This window comes from Salipiger marinus, assembly GCF_900100085.1.
Taxonomy (GTDB): Bacteria; Pseudomonadota; Alphaproteobacteria; order Rhodobacterales; family Rhodobacteraceae; genus Salipiger; species Salipiger marinus.
Genome location: NZ_FNEJ01000017.1, coordinates 1 through 23,555, shown reverse-complemented (window position 1 = coordinate 23,555; position 23,555 = coordinate 1). Strand labels below are relative to the sequence as shown.

Here is a 23,555-nt window from a genome sequence, read left to right as displayed (position 1 = left end):
AAGGCGGGGCCGTGCTAGACCGGGCGCGTGCCACGAGGAGAGACCCCATGACCGACGCCACCTTGCGTGACCTGACCACCCCGGCCCTGCTGCTTGACGAGGGGCGCATGATGCGCAACATCGCGCGGCTTGCGGGGCGCATGGACGGGCTTGGCGTTGCCCTGCGCCCGCATATGAAGACCGCCAAATCCTTTGAGATCGCGCATCGGGTGACCGGCGGCGCCTTCGGCCCGATCACCGTCTCCACCCTTGCCGAGGCGGAGGCGTTTCACGGCGCGGGCTATCGCGACATCCTTTATGCTGTGGGCATCGCCCCGGACAAGCTGCCGCGCGTGCAGGCGCTTGCGGCCAAGGGCTGCGACGTGACGGTGATCCTCGACAGTGCCGGACAGGCGCGGGCCGTGGCCGCGGCGGGCGTGCCCGCGCTGATCGAGATCGACAGCGACGGCCATCGCGGCGGGCTTGCGCCGGGGGATCCGGCCTTGCTGGAGGTCGGGCATCTGCTGGGCACCCGGCTGCGCGGGGTGATGACCCATGCGGGCGAAAGCTACGGCGTGCGCGGAGAGGCGGCGCACAGCGCCTTTGCCGAAACCGAGCGTGCCGCCGCCGTTGCCGCCGCAGGCGTGCTGCGCGGGGCGGGCCTGCCCTGCCCGGTGGTCAGTGTCGGGTCCACCCCCACCGCCCATGCCGCGCGCGATCTTGCGGGGGTCACCGAAATGCGCGCGGGCGTCTATATGTTCTTCGATCTGGTGATGGCGGGGATCGAGGTCTGCGCGGTGGAGGATATCGCGCTCAGCGTGCTGACCACGGTGATCGGCCATCAGAAGGCCAAGGGCTGGGTGATGATCGACGCGGGCTGGATGGCGCTGTCGCGCGACCGGGGCACTGCGGCGCAGGCGGTCGATCAGGGCTATGGGCTGGTCTGCGATGCCGAAGGGCGGGTGCTGCCGGATCTGATCGTGGCCAGCACCAATCAGGAGCATGGCATCGTGGCGCTGCGCCCGGGCGCGGCGGGGGTGATGCCCGATCTTGCCTTGGGCACGCGGCTGCGCATCCTGCCCAACCATGCCTGCGCGACGGCGGCCCAGCACCCGTGCTATCACGTTCTGGCGGAGGGACCGGAGGCGCTGCGCGTCTGGCCGCGTTTCGGCGGTTGGTGAGACCGGCCCCCGCGCCCCTGCCCCGTCTCCCGGATCTGCCCGGGCGGGCGTGACCTCTGGTCAGGGCCGCGTCCTGGAACAGATCGCGGTCCGGGCGGTTGTATGGGGAAGGCAACCGAAAGGACCACCCCATGAGCAACGATCAGGACAAAGGCAAGGCCAAGGATCTCAAGGGCTCCGCGAAGGAGACATTGGGCAAGGCCACCGGCGACAAGGACACCGAACGGAGCGGCAAGGCCGATCAGGCCGAAGGCAAGGCGCAGCAGGCCTTTGGCAAGGCCAAAGACGCGGTAAGCGGGAAGAAGTGACATGTTCAAGTTTCTTGGCGGTGCCGTCGGCATCATCTTCATCATCGGCCTGCTCGTGGTGATCGGGCTGTTCGCGCTGATCTTCTGAGCGCGAACCTGTAACTTTGCCGCCACGGCGGGCCATCCGCGTGGCGGCAGGGCCTGCCGTGCAGGCGGGTGATCTGCGGCTCTGGATTTTGCGCAAGTCATGCTAGGTTCGTGGCAGGACGGCGCTGGCGATCTGACGTCAGGCGCGGCGGCAAAAGACGTGAGGTCGAGAATGGATCGCCCGGCAACGGGATCGGCGGAAGCTGGCACGACCGGAAGGGGGCTCTGCCCCCAGCCGCCTGCGGCGGCTTCCCCCGGGATATTTTTCCCAAGAAGAAGCGCATATTCTGGAGCAGATATTTTGGACAGTGCGGACTGATGGATCAGACTGATCCCGCTTCCCCGCCCGAGGAGCGCGCCGTGCTGCGCCCGGGCGAAACCTGCTGGCGGTTCGCGCAGGCGGACCGGCTGGCGGTCATCGTTGATGCGGAACCCTATTTTGCGGCGCTGCATACGGCGCTGCAGCAGGCGCGTCACAGCGTCATCATGATCGGCTGGGAGTTCGACACCCGGATTTCCCTGCTGCCCGAGGCGGACGGAGAGCGCGTGCCGACGCGGCTTGGATCCTTCCTCAACTGGACGGTGCGGCAGACTCCCGACCTGAACATCTATATGCTTGAATGGGATATGGGCATGGTTCAGGCGCTGGGGCGGGGCACGACGATGTTCCGGATCGCGCATTGGATCGCGGGCCGCCGCATCAACCTGAAGCTGGATCACGCCCATCCGGTGGGGGCGACCCATCACCAGAAGATCGTGGTGATCGACGACCGGCTGGCCTTCTGCGGCGGGATCGATACCACGACCGGCCGGTGGGACACGCGCGATCATCTGGACGCGCATCCGCTGCGCAAGGCCCCGACCACCGGAAAGCCCTATGACCCATGGCACGACGCCACCATGGCGGTGGAGGGCGAGGCGGCCCGCGCGCTGGGGGATCTGGCGCGCGAGCGCTGGAAGCGCGCCACCGGCGACGATCTGGAGCCGCCGCCGCCGGATCTGCCCTCCTGCTGGCCAGACGGTCTGCCCGCGACATTCGAAGATGTCAGGATCGCGATCTCGCGGACAGCACCCGCCTATGACGGGCGCCCGGCGGTGCATGAGATCGAGGCGCTGTATCTGGCGGTCATCGCGGCGGCAGAGCGCTGCGTCTATATCGAAAGCCAGTATTTCGCCTCCCGCCGGATCGCCGAGGCGATGGCGGCGCGGCTGCGCGAGCCGGAGGGCCCGGAATTTGTCATCGTCAACCCCGAGACATCGGATGGCTGGCTGGAAGAAGAGGTCATGGGATCGTCGCGCGCCCGGCTGCTGGATATGATCCGCAAGGCGGATGCGCATGGCCGCTTCCGGCTTTACACGCCGGTCGCGCAGGAGGGCACGCCGATCTATGTGCATGCCAAGATCGTGGTGATGGATGACCGGCTGCTGCGGGTGGGGTCGTCGAACCTCAACAACCGCTCGATGGGCATGGACACCGAATGCGACATGAGCGTGGAGGCGCGGGCGGACGCGCCGGAAGATGCCGGGCTGCGATCCCGCATCACCCGGCTGCGCAACGATCTTCTGGCCGAACATCTGGACGTGACGGCGGAGGAGGTTGCGGCGGCGCTGGAGCGCGAGGGCGGCCTGATCGCGGCGGTCGAGGCGCTGCGCGGTGCGGGGCGGACGCTGGTGCCGTTCACCCCGCCGGAACTGACGCAGGTGGAAGAAGAGGTGCTGAGCGAGAACGAGCTGCTTGACCCCGAACGCCCGGCCCGGGGCACGAGCCCGCGCGACCTGCTCTCGCGGCTGCTGGACTAGGTCAGGCGGGCCGCGCGCCCTGTGCAGGATACGCGGCCGCCCCGGCGGCGATCAGGCCTTGGCGCGGGCCTCGGCGATGGCCTCCTCCAGCGTCTGCCGGTCCAGCGCGCCGCTGAACAGCGTGGTCTCGATGGCAAAGGCGGGGGTGCCGCGAAAGCCAAGCGCCACGGCCTGCGCATCGTTGCGCGCGAGCAGCGCATCCCAGCGGTCGCGGTCGGCGCGATAGGCCTGCATCGCCTCCGCCACGGGGACGGCCTCGGCCACGCGGGCCTCGACCTCGGCATGGCTCAGCCGGGCCTCCGTCGCCATCAGCGCCGCGCTCACCGCCTCATAGGCGCCAAGCGACACCGCGCCAAGCGCCAGCTGGCTGGCCAGAACCGAGGGCGCGCCGAAGATCGGCCAGTCCTTCATCACCAGCCGCACGTTGCCGTCTGCCGCCACCACCTCTTCGAGGATCGGATGCATGCGTTTGCAGAACGGGCACTGGTAGTCGAAATATTCGACCACGGTCACGTCCCCTTCGGGATTGCCCTGCACCGGGGCATCGGGATCATAAAGCACGGCATCGACGGTCAGGCCCTGCGCCTGCCCCGCCCCGGGCCAGAGCGCCAGCGCCCCGGTGCCAAGGATCAGGCTGCCGCCGCTGGCGAGAAGGCTGCGTCGTGTCAGTGTCATGGTAACTCTCCTGTCTGGAAGTCTGGAAGTCTGGAAGTCTGGAAGGGCCCCGCGCCATGGGGTCACGGGGCGGTGTCGCGAAGCGTCGCGATCTGCGACATCAGTTCGGCGCGGGAAATCTCGCCGAAATGCATGTCCGTGAGGGTGCCGGAGCCGTCGAAAAACAGCGTTGCGGGCAGGCCAAGCGCCTTGAAACGGCGCATCAGGCTGGAGGTGGGGTCAAGCGAGACAGGCCCGGCGCCGAGGTTCAGCGTATCAAGGAACCCGGCGACCTGCGCCTGCGTCTCGCCCTGATTGGCAAAGATCATCTCGGCCCCTTCCAGCGTTTCCGCGACCTCCATCATCATCGGCATCTCGCGGCGGCAGGGCGGGCACCAGCTGGCCCAGAGGTTGAGCACAAGCGGCTGGCCGCTGCGGTCGTCCAGCCGGACCGGCGCGCCCTGCAGCGTGGCATAGGCGGTGGAGGGCAGGCGGGGGCGGTCATCGTCGCGGGGCATCTGCAGCACCATCTGGCTGGCCAGCCCCCCGGCAAGCGCCGCGCCGAGCAGCGGTGCCACGGCCCGCGGCTGCCGGAGCACGGCCAGAGCCGCGATCGCGGCAAGCCCCGCAAACCCGGCCCCTGCCGAGATGCCGCCCTGCCACAGCTTCAGCATGTCCAAGGGATGCGCCGAAAACACCTCCCAGTGCTGGATCACATATCCGGCCCGGGCCGTCAGCAGCCATGTCCCGGCGGCAGGCAGGGCCCAGTCCCGGATCTGCGCGCGGCGGGACTGACGACGGCCGAGCAGGTGGATCACAAGGAAGAACACCATCGCCCCTGCAAGGAAGGCAAGCCGGTCTGTGGCAAAGGCGAAGGGCCCGATCTGCAGCCCGGTCATCGCGCCACCAGCCGGAGCGAGCGCAGCATCGCGGCGCTGTCGGTATCACCCACGATCCGGCTGCCCGGCGCCTCTGTTGCGGTCGCGTCCAGAAACACCATGGTCGGCGGCCCGGCGGCGCCCAGAAGATCAAGCAGGCTCTGGCTTTCGGGGCCAAACTCGGTCACGTCGACCTTGATCCGCGCAAGACCGCCAAGCGCGGCCTGAACCTGCGGATCGGCCAGCGGGCCGCGTTCGATGCTGCGGCAGGTGGTGCACCAGTCGGCGGTCACATAGGCCAGCGCCGGGCCGTCGCTTCCGGTCAAGGCCGCCTCCAGTGCGGCCTGCGTGCGCACCGTGGCGAAGGTGGCGTCCTCGGCAGGAGCATGGACACCCCCGGCAAGACGCGCAAGCGGGCGGGCCGGATCATCGCCGCCCATGGCCGCGCCCACGCCCTGCAGCGCCCCGGCAAAGATCAGGATCACGCCTGCGGCACTGCCCAGCCGGGCCGCCCTGCCGTCGCGCGGGGCCTGAGCCAGAATGACGCCCGCGCCGATCAGCAGCGCCGACCACAGCGCCAGCGTCACCGGCCCGGGCAGCACCCGCCCGGCGAGCCAGATCGCGAAACCAAGGAACAGCACGCCAAAGAGCCATTTTGCGCCGTCCATCCACGGGCCGGACCGGGGCAGCACGCGCGGGCCGAAGGCGCCGATGGCCAGAAGCGGCAGGCCCTGCCCCAGACCCAGCGCAAAGAGCGCCGCCGCGCCAAGCACCACATCCCCGGTCTGCGCGATATAAAGCAGCGCGCCCGCCAGCGGTGCCGTGACACAGGGCCCGACGATGAGCGCGGAGGTGAATCCCAGCAGTGCCGCACCCCCGACGGAGCCGCGCCGCCCCTCCACCCGTTCCAGCCGTGCGGCCAGCGCGCGGGGCATTTGCAGGGTGAAGACGCCGAACATCGAAAGGGCCAGCAGCACGAAGACCGAGGCCGCCACCGCGATGGCTGCCGGGGATTGCAGCGCGACCTGCAGGTTCTGCCCCGACCATGCCGCCACGACGCCAAGCCCGGCAAAGGCCGTGGCCATGGCCAGCACATAGCTGCCCGACAGCAGCAGGCCCCGGCGCAGCGTCGGGGCCTGCTGCTGCCCCATGACCATGCCCGCGACGATGGGAAACATCGGAAAGACGCAGGGGGTAAAGGCCAGCAGCAGACCAAGGCCAAGAAACCCCGCCACCACAAGCGCCGCCCCGCCGCGCGCCGACAGCCCGTCCAGCAGGCCGGGTTCGTCGGCGAGCGTCAGCGCGGGGGTGCCGCTGGCCGGGGCCGCGCGTTCTGCCGGCTGGAACCCGGCGATGCCGCCGCTGCCGGGCGCCTGCGGGGCCGCCGCCGCGCCGTCAACCTCGATCACGCGGGTCTGCGGGGGGTAGCAGATGCTGTCCTCCTTGCAGCCCTGCCATGTCACGGTGACCGGCCCCTGCGGCGCGGGGATCCGGGCGGTGACCGCGTCGTGATAGACCTCCACCGCGCCGAAATTGGGATCGTCCTTCATCTCGCCCGGCGGGGTCTGCAGCGGCAGGCTGGTGCCGTCGGGCGCCGTGGCGCCGAGACGGTCGCGATAAAGGTAATATCCCTCCGCGATCTGCCATGAGAGCGTAAGGCCCCCCTCCCCCCTGTCGGCGGACAGCGCGAAGGCTTCCTCGGCGGGAAGCGGATCGGAGGAGACCTGTGCCGAAGCCGAAGCGGCCCCGAGCATCAGAAGGGCCGCCATGGCGGCACGGAAGGAGCGAAGCATCATCATGCTGCGCCGAATGCGGGGCAAACCTTAAGCAGGTCTTAGGGCATCGGAGCCCCCGGCGCGCCGCCGGGGGCCCCGTCAGGCGCGCGTGCCCTCTGGCGTGGCCGCCTTGCGGGTGGCGATGACCTCTTCCAGCCAGCCCTCGCGCATCTCGGGCACCGAGGCGAGCAGAAGCTCGGTATAGTCATCGAAGGGCGGCGACAGCACCTGCGCCTTGGGCCCCTGCCGCACCACCCTGCCGCGATGCATCACCGCGATCTCGTCGGCGATGGCGCGGACCGTGGCGATGTCATGGGTGATGAACAGATAGGCCACACCCTCTTCCTGCTGCAGCCGCTGCAGCAGCCGCAGGATGCCATCCGCCACCAGCGGATCCAGCGCCGAGGTGACCTCGTCGCAGATGATCAGCCGGGGCCGGGCGGCCAGCGCCCGGGCGATGCAGACGCGCTGTTTCTGCCCGCCCGACAGCTCCGCCGGGTAGCGGTCGGAAAAACCCTTGCCCAGCTCGATCTCGTCCAGCAGCTCCGCCACGCGGCGGTCCCGCTCGGCGCCGCGCAGGCCGAAATAGAATTCCAGCGGGCGCCCGATGATGGTGGCGACGGTCTGGCGCGGGTTCATCGCGGTGTCGGCCATCTGGTAGATCATCTGCAATTCGCGCAGGTCATTCTTGCTGCGCCCGGACAGCGCGGGTGACAGGTCGCGCCCGTCAAAGCGGACGCTGCCTGCGGCGGGCGGCAGCAGCCCGGTGATCACCCGTGCCAGCGTGGACTTGCCAGAGCCGCTTTCCCCCACCACGGCCAGCGTGCGCCCCGGTGCCAGATCCAGCGTGATGTCCTTCAGCACGTCGAGGGCAAGCCCGCGATAGCGCGCTGTCACCGCCTCGATCCGCAGCAGCGGATCCGCCGCCGCGGATTTTTCGGGATGGGTCACCTGCCGGACGGAAACCAGCGCGCGGGTGTAGTCTTCGCGCGGGGCGCCGATGATCTGCGCCGTGGCGCCGCATTCCACCATCTTGCCATGGCGCAGCACCATGATGTCATCGGCCACCTGCGCCACCACCGCAAGATCATGGGTGATGTAAAGCGCCGCAACCCCGGTATCGCGGATCGCCTCCTTGATGGCGGCCAGAACCTCGATCTGGGTGGTGACGTCCAGCGCGGTGGTGGGTTCGTCGAAGATCACCAGTTCCGGCCCGGGGCACAGCGCCATGGCGGTCATCACCCGCTGCAGCTGTCCGCCGGACACCTGATGCGGATAGCGGCTGCCGATGGTGTCGGGATCGGGCAGACCCAGCCGGGCAAACAGCGTGACGGCGCGGGCCTCGGCCTCGCTGCGGGGGATGCCCTGCGCCAGCGTCGTCTCGATCACCTGCTCCATCAGCCGCCGCGCGGGGTTGAAGGCCGCCGCCGCCGACTGCGCCACATAGGTCACCGCCTTGCCGCGCAGCCGCCGCAGCCCGCGCGCGCCGCCGGACAGGATGTCGGTGCCGTTGAGGCGCACTGCCCCGCCGGTGATCCGCACGCCGCCGCGCCCGTAGGCCATGGCCGACAGGCCGATGGTGGACTTGCCCGCGCCGGATTCCCCGATCAGCCCCATGACCCGGCCCCGTTCCAGCCGCAGCGACACGCCGTCGACGATGGTCACGTCGCGCGGCTTTTCCCCGGGCGGGTAGGAGGTGGCCTCGATCCGCAGATCGTCGATTTCCAGAAGCGCGCTCATCCGCGGCCCCCCTTCAGGCTGGAGGTTCGGGTCAGGATCCAGTCGGCGACCAGATTGACCGAGATGGCCAGCGCCGCGACCGCCACGGCGGGAAACAGCGCGGCAGGCACGCCATAGACGATGCCGTCCTTGTTTTCGCGCACGATGCCGCCCCAGTCCGCCAGCGGCGGCTGCACGCCAAGCCCGAGAAACGAAAGCGTAGAGATGAAGAGCACCATGAAGATGAACCGCAGCCCGGCCTCCGCCACCAGCGGCGACAGCGCATTGGGCAGGATTTCGCGGAAGATCACCCAGACCATGCCCTCGCCGCGCAGGCGCGCCGCCTCGACGTAATCCATGACCTCGATATCGGCGGCCACGGCCCGCGACAGGCGGAAGACCCGCGTCGCCTCGATCAGGCCCATGACCGCGATCAGCACCGGCAGCGTCACCGGCATCACCGACAGGATGACCAGCGCCATGATCAGCGCAGGAATGGACATCAGCAGATCGACCAGACGCGACAGCGCCTGATCCACCCAGCCCCCCGAGACCGCCGCCAGAAAGCCAAGGAAGACCCCGGTGGCAAAGGCCACCAGCGTTGCCGCCAGCGCCACGAAGATCGTGATGCGCCCGCCCCAGATCATGCGCGACAGCAGGTCGCGCCCGATGCTGTCGGTGCCCAGCCAGTGTTCGGGCGAGGACGGATCCCAGACGCCGCCCGCCACCTCGGCCATGCCATAGGGGGCGATCCACGGCGCCAGCAGCGCCGCGCCGAAAAAGGCCGCGGTGATGACAAGCCCGATCAGGGCCGAAAGAGGAATGCGGCTCATCTTGGGTGCCTCAGTCGCGGATTGGCAAGGATCGCCACCAGATCGGCAATCATGTTGAGCCCGATATAGACGGCGGCAAAGATCAGCCCGCAGGCCTGCACCACCGGCACGTCGCGCTTGGCCACGTGATCGACCAGATACTGCCCCATGCCGGGATAGACGAACACCACTTCCACCACCACGACCCCCACCACGAGATAGGCGAGGTTCAGCATGATGACGTTGACGATGGGCGCCACCGCATTCGGCAGCGCGTGCCGCGCGATGATGGTGAAGCGCCGCAGGCCCTTCAGCTCTGCCGTCTCGATATAGGCGGATTGCATGACGTTGAGGATGGCGGCCCGCGTCATCCGCATCATGTGGCCCAGCACCACCAGAACCATGACCAGCACCGGCAGGGCGATGGCCTGAAACTGCTGGCCAAGGCTCATGCCGTCATGGATGGAGGAGACCGAGGGAAACACCCGGAACTGCACCGCCAGCGCGAACATGGCGAGATAGCCCAGCAGGAATTCCGGCACGGAAATGGTGGCCAGCGTCACCCCGGAAATCAGCCGGTCCGGCCAGCGCCCCTGAAAGCGCACGGCCAGCAGCCCGAGGGCCAGCGCCAGCGGCACGGCGATCGCCGCCGCGGTTCCCGCCAGAAACAGCGTGTTGCCCAGACGGCCCGCGATGGAACTCGCGATGTCCTGCCCGTTGCTGAGCGCGTGGCCCAGATCGCCCTGCAGGGCGTTTCCGAGCCAGTCGAGATAGCGGGTGAGCGGAGGCTGATCCAGCCCCAGCTCTGCCCGCAGGTTGGCCAGTGCCTGGGGCGTCGCCGACTGCCCCAGGATCGATTGCGCCACGTCGCCGGGCAGCATCTGGGTGCCGACAAAGATCAGCCCCGATGCCGCGAGCAACAACAGGCAGCCCAACGCGATGCGCTGGACCACCAGTTTCAGAAGAAACCCGTTCTGCACCCGGTCAGCCTCAGGCGAACCAGCACTTGTGCGGGGCGTAGCCGTTCATCAGGTCCTGGTTCGGATCGTCGATCCAGCCCTGCAGTTCGCTGGCATTGGCCGAGATGAAGTCGTTGAACATCGGCAGGATCAGCCCGCCTTCGTCCCGCACCAGATAGGCCATGCGCGAATACATCTCGCGGCGGCGGGTTTCGTCCAGCTCGCCGCGCGCCTCGACCAGCAGGCTGTCGAATTCGGCATTCTCGAAGCGGGTGTCGTTCCAGTCCGCGGTCGAGGAATAGGCGGTGGAATACATCTGGTCCTGCACCGGACGTCCGCCCCAGTAAGAGGCGCAGAACGGCTTGGCGTTCCAGACATCCGACCAGTAGCCATCGCCCGGTTCGCGCTGGATCTGCAGCGGGATGCCCGCCGCCTGCGCCGACTGCTGGAACAGCGCCGCCGCATCCATGGCCCCGGCAAAGGCCACGTCAGAGCAGCTCATCATGATGGGAGAGCCGTCATGACCCGACTTCTTGTAATGGAAGGCCGCCTGTTCGGGGTCGTATTCCCGCTGCGGAATGCTGTCATCGAAGAAGGGATAGGCCGCGTTGATCGGGAAATCGTTGCCGACAGAGCCGTAGCCCATCAGGATCTTGTCCACCAGATCCTGCCGGTCCACCGCCAGTTTCAGCGCCATGCGCAGATCGGCATTGTCAAAGGGCGCGGTGTTGCAGTGCATGATGAACACGTAATGCCCGCGGCCCGACACGTTGGTGATCTGGACATTGGGCGCGCGGCCCATCAGCCCTGCCACCTTGGGGTCGATGCGGTTGATCAGATGCACCTGCCCCGACTGCAGCGCCGAGGTGCGCGCGGTGTTGTCGTTGACCACGAGGATCTCGACGGAATCGAAATGGCCTTGGCTTTCGTCCCAGTAATCGGGGAACTTCTCGAACACGGCGCGCACGCCCGGCTCGAAGTTGACGACGCGATAGGCGCCGGTGCCGACCCCTGCCGCCGGCGCTTCGGTGCCGCCCTTCGGCTGGATCAGCAGATGATAGTCGGCCATCAGATAAGGCAGGTCGGCATTGGGCGTGGCCAGCGAGACCACGACATTGTCGCCATCCACCGCCATCTCCTCGATCCCGGTCATCACGCCAAGCGCCCCGGATTGCGAGCTTTCGTCGGAATGGCGGCGCAGCGTGGCCAGCACATCCTCCGGCGTCAGCGGCGTGCCGTCATGGAAGGTCACGCCCTTGCGGATGCGGAAGGTCCAGACCTTGGCATCGGGGGTGCTGTCCACCGCCTCGGCCAGACGCATCTCCAGCCCTTCGCCGGAGGGGTGAAGCTCTACCAGCGGCTCGCCGAACATCCGCAGCAGCTGGAAGGTCACCTGATTGGCGGCCAGCGCCGGATCAAGGCTGTCGGTGGAGCCGCCGCCCTGCATCCCGATCTTCAGCGTGCCGCCCTTTTGCGGGCCCTGCGCGCGCACGCCGGTGGCCAGCAGGGTGCTGGCGGCGGCGGAGGTCAGGCCAAGCGCTGCCGCCCGGCCCAGAAAGTGACGGCGGCTGAGACTGCCCTGCACGGTGCGCGACAGGAGGTAATTCAGTTCTTTGTTCATTTTCGGCTTCCCCGTTATATGTGGTGCATCAGCTCATGGGCCGGACACCTTGTTGATTGCGGTCAGTTAGGCATTGTCTTCAGACGTAATCAATCTCCTGCTTGAGCCCGCGTCCTTGCCGGAGCGCGGATCCTTCTCCGCTGATGGCCAGCGCCGCGGTTTTTGTCACAGATGGTCCCTCGGCACGCTGTGGCTGACATCGCGGGCATGGATCAGGCGGTCATTCTCCCACGCTTCCAGACGGCCGCTGAGGTAAAAATGCCCGGCATCGGACCAGAGCGCGGTGTGCGCCTCGGTCCGCAGCCGCAGCCCGTCCCGCGCCACCACCTGCGTCCAGTGCGTTTCGGCGCGGGCAGAACCCGGATCGTCGGGATGGATCTGCCAGCGTTCGCGCAGCACCGATCCGGAAATCAGGCCATGCCCCGGGTCGCGCGCCTCGCCAAAATCATCCTCGATCACCAGCGTGACCAGCCCGCTCTGCCGGTCGATGGCGGTGCTGCGCACATGCGCCTCGGGGCGCAGCACCTCCAGCGCGAGGGGCTCTGCGGCTTCGGCCTCCGGGAAGGTGATCTGGTCTTCGCTGCCGCCGCCGGGATGGCATGGCAGGTCAAGCTCGCCGCCGGTCAGCACCAGCGTCACCCGTTCCGGCGAGGGCCAGATCATCGGGAAATAGCTGCTGGAGACCGCGACCCGCAGCCGGTGCCCTTCGGGCAGGCGCCACGCGATATGGTCGAGCGGCACCGTCACCTCCACCTCCTCGCCGGGCAGCAGCGGTTCGGGCGCCTCATGCCCGTTGCGGTGGCAGAGGTTCAGCACGCCCCAGCTGATCCGGGTCGAGGCGCCATCGGGGTGCAGGTGGTTGAGCCGCACCGCCACATGCGCGACGGGGCGGTCGCTTTTCAGCCGCAGCCGCAGCACCGGGGCGCCGAAAATGTCGGTCTGCGGCAGCGGTCCGGTGTCGAAACAGGCCGACAGCGCGTCATCCCGGCGCTGGTCGCCGGGCATTTCGGGGCCAAGGAAGATCGCGCAGAATTCGCCGCTGTCGAGCCCGCAATCCTCGGGGCTGCTGAGCTGGCAGGCGAAGGCATCGGGGGCGTCTTGCGCCGGGGTCAGCGTGCCATGGCCCTGCGGGGTCAGGCCAAGCGCCAGCCGGTCATGGCGCAGATCCGGCGCGGGCCAGTCCGGGGCGGTGATCCAGTGCCCCGGGCGGTGGCGATACCATGTCGCCGGACGGTCGCCATGGATCAGATAGGCGGCATAGGCGGGGTCGTCCGCGCCATCGGCATCCTGCCCCTTGAGATGCCGGTCCCACCAGCGCAGCGCCTCCTGCAGGAAGCCGATGCGCGGCTCGGGGGCGGCGAAATGCGGGTATTTGTGGATCCATGGCCCGACGATGCCGCGCACCGGCGCGTCGATATTGGCGACCAGCTGCGGCACCGCGTTCTTGTAGCTGTCGCCCCAGCCGCCCACTGCCAGCACGGCGGCGCGGATGGCGCTGAAATCCTCGCAAACCGAGCCGTGTTTCCAGTAGGCGTCGCGGCGCTGGTGCTGCATCCATGGCAGGGCAAGGAAGGGCTCCTGCTCCAGCCGCTGCAGCCAGACCTCGCGCCAGTCGTCGCGGATCGCGGGATCGGGCGGGCGCGAGGAGAAGGACCACATCGTTCCCGCCCAGCCAAGGTTTTCCCCCAGCATGCAGCCGCCCTTGTAATGGATGTCATCGGCATAGCGGTCGACGGTAGAACAAAGCGTGATGATGGCCTTCAGCGCGGGCGGGGCGAGGGCTGCCACCTGCAGCGCGTTGAAGCCGCCCCAGCTGATCCCCATCATGCCGACGGCGCCGCTGCACCAAGGCTGCCGGGTGATCCAGTCGATCACCGCGACCGCGTCGGCCTGTTCCTGCGGGGTGTATTCATCGGTCATCAGGCCGTCGCTGTCGCCATTGCCGCGCATGTCCACCCGCAGGCAGGCATAGCCATGGCCCGCCAGATAGGGATGGGTCAGCTGGTCGCGCACCGCCGTGCCGTCGCGGCGCCGATAGGGGAGGTATTCAAGGATCGCGGGCACTGGCGCCTCGGGCCCGGCACCCTCGGGCCGCCAGAGCCGCGCGGCCAGCCGCGTGCCGTCGGGCAGCGGGATCCACAGATGCGGGATGTCTTCGACCGGATGCGGAAACTCCGTCACTGTCTTCATGCGGCGCCCTCGGGCTGCGGCAGCGGGCGCCCCGCGCCCACATGACGGCCCGCCGCCGCTGGCCGGGGCCGGGCGGCATCGGAGGCGGCGCGGGCCGCCAGCTGCGCCAGCACCGACGCCCCGGCGGGACAGGTCCGGCCCGCCGCCATGTCCACATGCAGCAGCATCTGTTCCAGCGTCGCGATCTCTGTCTCGCCGTCCGGGCCGGGGCGGACCAGCGAGATCCACAGATGCAGCCGCTTGTCGTCATGGCCCAGCACCTGCACCCGCCCGGTGATCCGGTCGCCCGCCCGCGCCTCTGCCAGATGGCGCAGATGGGTTTCGGCGGTGTAATAGCTGTGCCCGTCGCGCACATAGTCCAGCCCGGCGCCAATGCTGGCCAGAAACTGGTCCACGGTCTGCGAGCCGGCAAAAAGATAGCGGCTTTCCGTCATGTGGCCGTTGTAATCGATCCAGCTGGGAAGAACCACCAGTTCTGTCTCATTTGCGACATGTTGTGTCGCATTCTGCACATCCCTTTCGGCCAGAAGCTGGTCATGCGCGTTCAGGATCCGCCCCGCGCCCCAGTCGCGATCCTTCAGCGCGCGCAGGAAGGCCACGAGGTTGTCATCGCGGATGCGTTCCAGATCGCGGATCGAATGATGCCCCGACTGCGCGTCGGACTGGCTGGCGATGCGGTCCACCAGCGCCTCGGTGAAGGGCGGGGTGTCGGTCAGCTTCGACCAAGGCCAGGCCAGCGCCGGGCCGAACTGGGCCATGAAATGCCGCATCCCGGCCTCGCCCCCGGCGATGCGGTAGGTCTCGAACAGGCCCATCTGCGCCCAGCGGAGCCCGAAGCTGAACCGGATCACGTCATCGATCTCTTCGGTGGTGGCGATGCCGTCATGGACCAGCCACAGCGCCTCGCGCCACAGCGCCTCCAGCAGACGGTCGCCGATATGGGCGTCGATCTCCTTGCGGACCAGCAGGGGGAACATGCCGATGTCCCGCAGCAGCGCCTGCACCTGCGCCACCTCATCGGGCGGGGTCGCGGCAGAGGGCACCAGTTCCACCAGCGGCAGCAGATAGACCGGGTTGAACGGATGCGCGACAAAGATCCGCCCCGGGGCGCGTGCGCCCTGCTGCAGTTCCGACGGCTTGAACCCGGAGGTGGAGGAGCCGATGGGCGCGTCGCTGGCCGCCTGAATCTCGGCCAGAACCCGGTGTTTCAGGTCGAGCCGTTCCGACACGCTTTCCTGCACATAGTCGGCCCCGGTCACCGCCTCGGCGAGGGTGCTGGCAAAGCTGAGCCTGCCTTCGGGCGGCAGGCCGGTATCAGAGAGCGCAGGCAGGGCGGCGCGGGCATTGGCGATGACCTCGCCCACCCGGCGTTCGGCCTGCGGATCGGGGTCAAAAACCGCCACATCCCAGCCGTTCAGCAGGAAGCGCGCGGCCCAGCCACCGCCGATCACGCCGCCGCCGATGATCGCCGCCTTGCGCGGGCTCTGGATCTGCGGCGCGGTCATGCCGCGGACCTTGCTGCGGGGGCGCGTTTGGTCAGGCCCAGCCGGGCGCGCACCTCTGCGGGGCCTACCACATGGCCGCCCATCGTTTCGATCAGGGTCACCGCCCGTTCGACCAGCTGGGCATTGGTGGCCATCTGGCCGCGCGCCAGCCACAGGTTGTCTTCCAGACCCACCCGGACATTGCCGCCCGCCAGCACCGCTGCTGCCACGTAATCCATCTGGTTGCGCCCCAGCGAAAAGGCCGACCAGTGCCAGTCGGCGGGCACGTTGTTCACCATGGCCAGAAAGGTGTTCAGGTCATTGGGCGCCCCCCACGGCACCCCCATGCACAGCTGCACCAGAGCGGGCGCGTCCAGCGTGCCTTCCTCGACAAGCTGGCGCGCGAACCACAGATGCCCGGTGTCAAAGGCCTCGATCTCTGGCTTGACGCCCAGCCGGGTCATCATCGCCCCCATCGCCCGCAGCATTCCGGGCGTGTTGGTCATCACGTAATCGGCTTCGGCAAAGTTCATCGTGCCGCAGTCCAGCGTGCAGATCTCCGGCAGGCAGTCGGCCACATGCACCATGCGTTCGGTGGCGCCGACCATGTCGGTGCCTTCGGCCCGCAGCGGCAGCGGCGTCTCGGTGCCGCCCAGCACCAGATCGCCGCCCATGCCTGCGGTCAGGTTCAGCACCACATCGGTGGCGCTGTCGCGGATGCGCTCCGTCACCTCGCGATAAAGCGCGGGATCGCGGGAGGGGCGACCGCTTTCGGGGTCGCGCACATGGCAGTGCACGATGGCGGCCCCGGCCTGCGCCGCCTCGATCGCGGCGGTCGCGATCTGCTCGGGCGAGCGGGGCACATGCGGGCTGCGGTCCTGCGTCGCACCGGACCCTGTGACGGCACAGGTGATGAATACCTCCCGGTTCGGGGCAAGCGGCATCGGGATCTCCCTTGGGTTTCGGTGGCTTCAGCGCGGAAGGATACGTGGCTTGCCAGCCTTTGCTTGACGCAATACGCTGCATACATGACAAACCACGCCGCCCTGCCCCCCATGTCCGCTGCCCCGCTGGAGGTGGGGCTGCTGGTCATGCCGAATGCCGCGCTGCTGACGCTGGGATCGGTGGTGGATCCGATGCGGGTGGCGAACCGGCATCTGGGGCAGCAGGCCTATCGCTGGCGCATCCTGTCCGAAGACGGCCAGCCGGTGCCGCTGACCTGCGGGGTGCGCCTGCCGGTCGATGCGGCGCTGGCGGCTGGCGCCGATCCGCTGTCCGGCCCCCCGCCCGAGGTGCTGATCGTGCTGGCGGGCTATGGCGCGCGCGACATGGCGCGGGGGCGCATCCTGCCGGAACTGCGCCGGGCGGCGCGGGGGGCACGGCTGCTGGTGGCGGTGGACAGCGGCAGCTGGCTTCTGGCGGCGGCGGGGCTGATGCAGGGCCGCCGCGCCACCACCCACTGGGAGGATCTGGAGGATTTTGCCGCCCGCCATCCCGAGGTCGATCTGGTCGCCGACCGCTACGTGATCGATGGCAGGCTGGCCTCTGCCGGGGGGGCGGGCCCGGCGCAGGATCTGATGCTGGCGCTGATCGAGGCGCGCCACGGTCCCGCGCTTGCAATGGAGGTGGCGGGCACCTTCATCCTCAGCCGCCGCCCCGCCAGCGAAAGCCAGCGCCTTGCCATCGCCGCAGGCGCCCCCAGCGGCGGCGATCCGCGCGTGGCTGCCGCCATCGCCCGGATGGAAGACCGTCTGGACATGCCGGAGCCGGTCAGCGCCACCGCATGCGCTGTGGGCCTGTCCCTGCGCCGCCTGCAGGTGCTGTTTGCGCGGGAAATCGGCATGAGCCCCAAGGATTACGCGCTGGAACTGCGGCTGCAGGCGGCGCGGCGGCTGGTCGCCGACAGCCGCGCGCCGCTGTCAGAGGTGGCGCTGCGCTGCGGCTTTGCCGCGCAATCCGCGCTCAGCCGCGCCTTTCGCAGCCGTTTTGGCGAAGCGCCTTCGGCCCTGCGGCGCAGGAATGGCGCGCGCTGACAGGCTCAGCCCAGCAGGCCGCCCAGCCCGTGCAGCAGCGCGGCAAAACCCGCCTTCGCGCCGGGGCTCATATGCCGGGCGCGCAGCCAGCCATGCACCATCTGCGGCTCGCAGCGGTAACTGCAGGCGACATCCGCCGCGATCAGCCGGGCCGCAAAGGCCGCAGCATCGTCGCGCAGCGGATCGAACCGCGCCGCCGAGACAAATGTGGGCGGCAGACCGGACAGATCCTTGGCCCGCAGCGGATGGGCCACCGGATCCTCGGGCGGGGCCTGCAGGATGTCGCGGTAATAAAGCACGTCCTGCGTGCTCAGGCCCGGCGCCTCTGCCATCTGGCTGTAGGAGCCGCCGTGCGGATCGCCCCCCAGCGCGGGATAGACCAGCGCCAGACCGCGCAGCCGCCCCGGATCCTGCTGCAGCGCCAGCCCCGCCGCCAGCTGTCCACCCGCGCTGTCCCCCGCCAGCACGACCTGCCGCCCCGCCCGCAGCAGCGCGTCCAGAACAGCGGCACCATCCTGCGAGGCGGCGGGCCAGCGATGCTCCGGCGCCAGCCGGTAGTCCACCGCGATCAGCGCCACGCCAAGCGCTGCGGCAATCTCGCCGCAGATCGCGTGATGGCTGTCGCGCGATCCCACGACGAAGCCGCCGCCATGCAGGTAAAGCACCGTGGCGTCATGCCGGATCTGCGCGGGCTGATAGCGCCGGACGGGCACGCCTGCCTCGGTCCCGTCTTGCCAGTTCAGCCCTTCGGGCAAAGGCCGGTCAAAGGCGCGGCAGAGCGCGTCATACCAGATCCGCTGCTGCGTGACGGGTGCCGCAACCGCATCATCGGGGTAGAACCGCGCGACCTGCCCGATAAAGTCGAGGATTTCGGGTTCGGTGGGCATGGGTGGCATGGGCGGTTCCTTCGCGGCAAGTCAGGGGGCGGTCTGGCCGCGCCCCGGCCCGCAGCAAACAGGACTTCGCGCCCAGTGTCGACGGCGCAGTGTCCCTGCGGATCCGGGCACAGATCCCGCACCTGTGTTCAGAAGGACACACAGGCCGTTGCGGGGATTGGCAACAATTTGCCTGCCGGGCTACATCTGATAGCCAAAAAATAGGCACCCGCGGCACGCAGCGTCCGACATGGGCAGGTTCTGTTGGCCAAAAAAGTGTGGGCTCAAACATGGAAGTCAAGAATGTGGGGTTGAGGAAAGCTGCGCTGATTTCGGACGATGACGAGTTTTTCCGTCTCGCGCTCAGCAGCCTTCTGACAGCCCGGCTGGGCTTTTCGGATGTCATCGAAACCGAAACCTTTGACGGCGCCGTGGATGCGCTGTCCAATCGCAGCGATGTCGAGATTGCCCTGTTCGACCTGAATATGCCGGGCATGAACAACTGGCAGAATCTGCGCACCGTGCGGGACTGTTTCCCCGAGGTGCGGGTTGCGGTCGTTTCCGGATCAAAGGCGCGCAGCGATATCCTGATGGCGCTCAGCATCGGGTTGCATGGCTATATCAGCAAGGGGCTTGGCGTTTCGGAGCTTGCGCGTGCATTGCAGGCCATCTGCGACGGTGCCGTCTATCTTCCCAGCTTCCTGCCCGACCTGCCGATTACGGAAAACGAGATGTTTGCGCCCCCGGAACCGGAGACGCAGCCGTCAGAGCCGATGGGGGCTCTGGATGATCTGACCTCGCGCCAGCGCGAGGTTCTGGAAATGCTGGTCAATGGCATGTCCAACAAGGCGATCGCGCGTGCGCTTGATCTGAGCGAGGGCACGGTCAAATTCCATCTTTCGGCGGTCTTCCGCATCCTGCGCGCCTCCAACCGGGTGGAAGCGGCGACATCTGGATCAAGGCTTTTGGGCAGGACACGGGCGCCGGGCTGATCCCATATCCCGCAGTCATTCCGACAGCAGGCTCTGCACCAGATCAAGACAGGCTTTCCTTCTGAACGGCTTGGCCAGAAAAGCGGTATCGTCGCCAAGGCCCTGAAGGTCGATATCCCCGGTATAGCCCGACACATACAGCACCTTCAGATCCGGCCTGATCGTGCGAGATGTCTCTGCCAGCGCAATCCCCCCCATGCCCCCCGCCAGACAGATATCCGTGACAAGTAGCTGGGGGGTGACGCCGCCTTCAAGGCGGGAAATCGCCTCCTGTCCGGTTGCCGCCAGCGTGATCCCATATCCGGCAGATCTCAGCAGTTCCGCCATATAGCTTCGGACAAAATCGTCATCCTCGACGACAAGGATTTCAGTGCCTGCGGTCATAGCGCACTCCCTGAAGGTTGGCGGCAGAAAGGGACATCAGAGACATGAGGGCGGATCACGTCAGGCATCCAGCACCTTGCGGACTTTCGAGGACAGATCCGACCGCCGATAGGGCTTGTTCAGCAGCTCCACGCCCCGGTCGAGCCGACCATGATGGACAAGCGCGTTTTCCGGATAGCCGGAGGTGTAAAGAGTCCGCAGCCCCGGCCTGACCTGCTGCGCCGCATCCGCGACCTGACGCCCATTCATGCCGCCCGGCAGGACAACATCCGTCAGCAGCAGATCAATATCGGGCCGTTCCTGCAATGCCGTCATCGCGGCAGCCCCTGCCGTTGCCACGACAACGTCATACCCCATATCCGACAGCTGCACCGACAATTGCTGTCGGATCAGATCATCATCCTCGACGATCAGAATGGTTTCATCGCCATGATCTGTCGGCATCGACGCGACCCGAGGGGCCGCCTGCACCCGGCTGCCGGAATAGATGGGGAAATACATCCTGATCGTGGTGCCTTCGCCGGGCTCGGAATAGATGCGGACATGGCCCCCCGTCTGCTTGACAAAGCCATAGACCATGCTCAGTCCAAGCCCGGTGCCCTGCCCCACAGGTTTGGTGGTGAAAAAGGGTTCAAAAACCCGATCAAGATCATCCTTGCAAATGCCGCAGCCGTTATCACTCACAGAAATTGCAACATAGTCGCCCGGGTTCAGATCGGAGTCCGGCATCGGGTCGCCATCATCCAGACAGACATTGCTCGTCTCGATCAGCAGAGAGCCGCCATCAGGCATCGCGTAGCGGGCATTGACGGCGAGGTTCAGCAGCGCCCCTTCCAGCTGGGCCGGATCAACCTCGGTCTGCCACAGATCCGCAGAGCGGATCAGCCGAATATCCACGTCTTCGCCAAGCGTGCGGCGCAGCATCGCCTCCAGCCCCGCGATGACGACATTCACATCGGACACCTTCGGCTGAAGCGCCTGTTTCCGGGAAAACGCCAGAAGGCGGCTGGTCAATTCCACCGCGCGGTCAACCGCCATTGCGCTCATGTCAGCATATTGGCGCAGCGGGCTGTCATCATCGAGCTTCTCAAGCAGAAGCTCCGTATTGCCCATGATGATGGTCAAAAGGTTGTTGAAATCATGGGCGATACCCCCGGTCAGCTGGCCGACCGCCTCCAGCTTCTGCGACTGCCGGAAGCGGTCTTCCATGGCAAGCCGTTCGGAAATATCAGAAATATTGCCAAGGATCCGGACAGCCCGACCGTCTTCGTTCCGGATCGCAAAGGCGCGGTCTTCGACCGTCGCCCAGCTGCCGTCCGCGCGGCGAAAACGGTACCGATCCCGCATCTCATTACATTGACCCGAAATGAGCTGGTCAAAAGAATGCGTGACGCGCGCCTTGTCCTCCGGGTGAACATGGGCGTCCCAGACATCCAGCAGGGCGCCGTCTGGCAAAACCTGATGACCAAACAATTCGGTCATGCCGTGGCTCCACCATTGATGGCCATCTGACAGATTCCATTCCCAGACCGCGTTTCCCTTGGCCTGAGAAATCATGCGGAACCGTGCTTCGGAAAGCCGCAGCGCCTCTTCGGCCAGATGACGTTCGGTGACGTCACGCTCAATGGCGACAAAATGAGTGAAGACGCCGTTTTCGCCGGGGATTGGAATTATGTCGATATCGGCCCAATATTCGCGGCCCGATTTGGTGTAGTTGATAAGCTCCGTTCGGACAGGACTAAAGGTATCAAGCGCAGACTGGATCCGGCTTAGCTCAGCGGCCTGGGTCTTTGGTCCATGCAGGATCTGGGGCGTCTGGCCAATCGCCTCCTCACGTGTGAATTCCGTAATCCGCTCGAACGCGTCATTGACGTAGACGATTTTGGGCTGACCGCCAGTCTCCGGGTCGCCTGTCCCTGTGATGATGACAATATCGTTGATATGGGCAACCGCGGCATCAAGCAGCCTGAGCTGCTCGTTGCGACGTCGCTCTTCGGTGATATCGGTGAAGTAGACCGCCAGCCCGCTATGCGTCGGATGCGCCGTAACAAGAAGTGTGCGGTTTAGCGGCGGGAAGATCTGTTCAAACCGCACGGTGCCGCCAATGTCGAAGGCGTGCTCATATTGGTGTTTGGCATCAAGTCTAATCAGATCAGGAATTTCATCAAAAACGCACTGCCCAAGCAGGTCTTGACGGGACCTATTCAGAAAAATCTCCGCGCGGCTGTTGAGGTAGGTAAACCGCCACTCCTCATCAAGCATGAAAAAGGCATCGCCGATATTTTCAAGAGTCTCTGCAAGCCGGGAACTCAGCTCTGCCACCTGTCTTTGCGCCGCAGTCAGTTCAGAGATGTCCTGAATCGCGCCTTGCAGCGCAATGATCTTACCGGACTGGTCCCGCACTGCTTCGCCAAGGCAGCGAACCCTGATGCGGTTTCCTTGCACTGTCACAAGATCACGCACGATATCGAACGCAATGCCGTCATGGGCGCAGCTGTCAAACGCGGCACGGGTCATTTCCCGATCATGCGGGGCGAAATAGCCAATGAAGTCTGTGAACGTTGGTGTTGTGTCCTCGGAAAGTTCAAGAATGGCGGCAACACCCTCCGTCCAGAAAACGGCCTGATCCGGCAGGGAAATCCGCCATCCCCCGAGTTTTACCGCCTGCCCGGCGATTTCCAGTAGCTTCTCTGATTTCTCGGCACGTTTGCGGGTATGAACGAGTTCGGAGACATCCTGAAACGATCCTTGGACCGCTACAATGCGCCCGCTGTCGTCACGTTCAGCCTCGCCCGTGGTGCGGATCCAGACATGGCGCTCTTTTGCGCCTATGACTTCGCAGATTTCGTCATAAGCCTCTCCCTGTTCGAGACAGGCTCGAAAACGTTCTGCGATACGATCACGATATTCCGGCGTAAAATAGGAGATCGCTCCCATGACAGATGGTGAAAACCCGTCAGCTTCATCATGAATACGGGCGGTTTCACGGGACCATTCAAGAAGATCGGCCTTCACATCATAACGCCACGCCCCGAATTTCGCCAGATTTCCAGCAATTTCCAGCATGCGGGTGGCTTGGGACAGGGCCGCTTCGGCTCCCACACTTTCGGTGACGTCGCGAACGACTCCACGAAGCACGACGCCCGTCGGGGTCTCCACCTTTTCGGAGTCACCCGCGATATGCGCGATCTTTCCATCTGGATGCAGGACGCGGTGGACAAAGGAAAGATGAGCAACTTCAGACGCCATGAAATCCGTGAATTTTTCCCGCAACTCTGCGCGGTCTTCCGGATGTATCAGCGCGGCATAGGCTTCGAAGTCATGCCCGAATTTATCCGGCGTCGTATCGTACATGTCATAGACGCTGTCGGACCACTGAATGTGGTCCCGAGGAATGCTGTAATCCCATGTTCCGGTCGACAGCAGCCTTTGTGTGGTGCGAAGTCTGGTCGCCAATTCTTCCAGACGAAGGTTGTCGGATTTCAGCTCATGCGTATAGGCCGTGTTGACAAAAGGGATTCACATCGTGCTACAGGCATGATTCAAGCTGGTGTCTACGATGGAGACCAGCTTGGCACGAAATCTTATGTCGGACGAAGAATGGGCGTTCTTTGAACGGTTCATTCTGGCAGTCCGTGCGCCTAACGGGCGCAAACCGACCAATCACCGCCTTGTTCTTGATGGGATTTTCTGGATCGCCCGCACGGGAGCGCCGTGGCGCGATCTTCCCGAAGAGTTCGGTAAATGGTCCAGCGTCTACCGGCAGTTCCGGCGCTGGACACTGGCAGGGCTGTGGGAGGACATCATGGAAACCCTGAACCAGA

General features: G+C 66.5%; 20 protein-coding genes. 7 read left to right on the top strand and 13 right to left on the bottom strand.

Features of this window, described 5'->3' with window-relative positions:
* Nucleotides 1-47: 47 nt before the first annotated feature.
* The 4 genes from BLR51_RS17790 to BLR51_RS17780 all read left to right on the top strand — a co-directional run bounded on the left by BLR51_RS17790 (nucleotide 48) and on the right by BLR51_RS17780 (nucleotide 3,355).
* Nucleotides 48-1,160 carry an alanine racemase gene (locus BLR51_RS17790; RefSeq protein WP_089849511.1) on the top strand — a complete coding sequence of 371 codons (1,113 nt, stop codon included), beginning with the start codon at nucleotides 48-50 and terminating at the stop codon, nucleotides 1,158-1,160.
* A gap of 131 nt (nucleotides 1,161-1,291) precedes the next feature.
* Entirely contained in the window at nucleotides 1,292-1,468 is a 177-nt protein-coding gene (locus BLR51_RS17785; protein WP_089849509.1) for a CsbD family protein, read from the top strand.
* Nucleotide 1,469: 1 nt separating this feature from the next.
* Nucleotides 1,470-1,556 (top strand): small membrane protein YohP, encoded by an 87-nt coding sequence (locus tag BLR51_RS28655; protein WP_446000284.1) that lies wholly within the window; start codon nucleotides 1,470-1,472, stop codon nucleotides 1,554-1,556.
* 317 nt (nucleotides 1,557-1,873) lie between these two features.
* A complete protein-coding gene (locus BLR51_RS17780; RefSeq protein ID WP_089849507.1) occupies nucleotides 1,874-3,355 on the top strand; it encodes a phospholipase D-like domain-containing protein in 1,482 nt (493 codons plus the stop codon).
* Nucleotides 3,356-3,406: 51 nt separating this feature from the next.
* On the opposite strand, the gene BLR51_RS17775 is transcribed toward BLR51_RS17780, so the two are convergent.
* The 10 genes from BLR51_RS17775 to bcoG form a co-directional block, all read right to left on the bottom strand.
* Complete coding sequence (locus tag BLR51_RS17775) at nucleotides 3,407-4,030, bottom strand: DsbA family protein (RefSeq protein WP_089849505.1); 624 nt, start codon at nucleotides 4,028-4,030, stop codon at nucleotides 3,407-3,409.
* 62 nt (nucleotides 4,031-4,092) lie between these two features.
* Nucleotides 4,093-4,908: a TlpA disulfide reductase family protein gene (locus tag BLR51_RS17770; protein ID WP_089849503.1), complete on the bottom strand. Its 816-nt coding sequence runs from the start codon at nucleotides 4,906-4,908 to the stop codon at nucleotides 4,093-4,095.
* Complete coding sequence (gene dsbD, locus BLR51_RS17765) at nucleotides 4,905-6,686, bottom strand: protein-disulfide reductase DsbD (protein ID WP_242656771.1); 1,782 nt, start codon at nucleotides 6,684-6,686, stop codon at nucleotides 4,905-4,907. The genes BLR51_RS17770 and dsbD overlap by 4 nt, the downstream gene beginning before the upstream one ends.
* A 75-nt stretch (nucleotides 6,687-6,761) precedes the next feature.
* Entirely contained in the window at nucleotides 6,762-8,402 is a 1,641-nt protein-coding gene (locus BLR51_RS17760; protein WP_089849501.1) for an ABC transporter ATP-binding protein, read from the bottom strand.
* Nucleotides 8,399-9,214, bottom strand: coding sequence for an ABC transporter permease (locus BLR51_RS17755; RefSeq protein WP_089849499.1), 816 nt, complete (start codon nucleotides 9,212-9,214; stop codon nucleotides 8,399-8,401). Before BLR51_RS17755 ends, BLR51_RS17760 begins: the two co-directional genes overlap by 4 nt.
* Nucleotides 9,211-10,173, bottom strand: coding sequence for an ABC transporter permease (locus BLR51_RS17750; RefSeq protein WP_089849497.1), 963 nt, complete (start codon nucleotides 10,171-10,173; stop codon nucleotides 9,211-9,213). Before BLR51_RS17750 ends, BLR51_RS17755 begins: the two co-directional genes overlap by 4 nt.
* Nucleotides 10,174-10,183: 10 nt before the next feature.
* Nucleotides 10,184-11,773 carry an ABC transporter substrate-binding protein gene (locus BLR51_RS17745; protein WP_089849495.1) on the bottom strand — a complete coding sequence of 530 codons (1,590 nt, stop codon included), beginning with the start codon at nucleotides 11,771-11,773 and terminating at the stop codon, nucleotides 10,184-10,186.
* A 165-nt stretch (nucleotides 11,774-11,938) separates the two neighbouring features.
* The gene (locus BLR51_RS17740) at nucleotides 11,939-13,963 is read right to left on the bottom strand and encodes a CocE/NonD family hydrolase (RefSeq protein WP_089849493.1); all 2,025 of its coding nucleotides are present in this window, start codon (nucleotides 13,961-13,963) and stop codon (nucleotides 11,939-11,941) included.
* The gene (locus BLR51_RS17735; protein ID WP_089849491.1) at nucleotides 13,960-15,468 is read right to left on the bottom strand and encodes a carnitine 3-dehydrogenase; all 1,509 of its coding nucleotides are present in this window, start codon (nucleotides 15,466-15,468) and stop codon (nucleotides 13,960-13,962) included. The genes BLR51_RS17740 and BLR51_RS17735 overlap by 4 nt, the downstream gene beginning before the upstream one ends.
* Nucleotides 15,465-16,391 (bottom strand): 3-dehydrocarnitine:acetyl-CoA trimethylamine transferase BcoG, encoded by a 927-nt coding sequence (bcoG, locus tag BLR51_RS17730; protein ID WP_089849489.1) that lies wholly within the window; start codon nucleotides 16,389-16,391, stop codon nucleotides 15,465-15,467. The genes BLR51_RS17735 and bcoG overlap by 4 nt, the downstream gene beginning before the upstream one ends.
* An 84-nt stretch (nucleotides 16,392-16,475) precedes the next feature.
* Between bcoG and BLR51_RS17725 the strand changes: the two genes are divergently transcribed.
* The gene (locus BLR51_RS17725; protein ID WP_089849660.1) at nucleotides 16,476-17,480 is read left to right on the top strand and encodes a GlxA family transcriptional regulator; all 1,005 of its coding nucleotides are present in this window, start codon (nucleotides 16,476-16,478) and stop codon (nucleotides 17,478-17,480) included.
* Between the two features lie 5 nt (nucleotides 17,481-17,485).
* On the opposite strand, the gene BLR51_RS17720 is transcribed toward BLR51_RS17725, so the two are convergent.
* A complete protein-coding gene (locus tag BLR51_RS17720) occupies nucleotides 17,486-18,376 on the bottom strand; it encodes an alpha/beta hydrolase (protein WP_089849487.1) in 891 nt (296 codons plus the stop codon).
* Nucleotides 18,377-18,645: 269 nt separating this feature from the next.
* Here BLR51_RS17720 and BLR51_RS17715 point away from each other — a divergent pair, with 269 nt between their 5' ends.
* On the top strand, nucleotides 18,646-19,347 hold the full coding sequence (locus BLR51_RS17715; protein ID WP_089849485.1) for a LuxR C-terminal-related transcriptional regulator: 702 nt from the start codon (nucleotides 18,646-18,648) through the stop codon (nucleotides 19,345-19,347).
* 15 nt (nucleotides 19,348-19,362) lie between these two features.
* On the opposite strand, the gene BLR51_RS17710 is transcribed toward BLR51_RS17715, so the two are convergent.
* Nucleotides 19,363-19,731, bottom strand: a complete 369-nt coding sequence (locus BLR51_RS17710; RefSeq protein ID WP_089849483.1) for a response regulator — start codon at nucleotides 19,729-19,731, stop codon at nucleotides 19,363-19,365.
* 60 nt (nucleotides 19,732-19,791) lie between these two features.
* Nucleotides 19,792-23,187: a hybrid sensor histidine kinase/response regulator gene (locus tag BLR51_RS17705; protein ID WP_165616870.1), complete on the bottom strand. Its 3,396-nt coding sequence runs from the start codon at nucleotides 23,185-23,187 to the stop codon at nucleotides 19,792-19,794.
* Between the two features lie 103 nt (nucleotides 23,188-23,290).
* On the opposite strand from BLR51_RS17705, the gene BLR51_RS17700 reads away from it, so the two are divergent.
* Nucleotides 23,291-23,555: transposase (locus BLR51_RS17700; RefSeq protein WP_131821841.1), on the top strand; the 265-nt coding region annotated here is incomplete at its 3' end.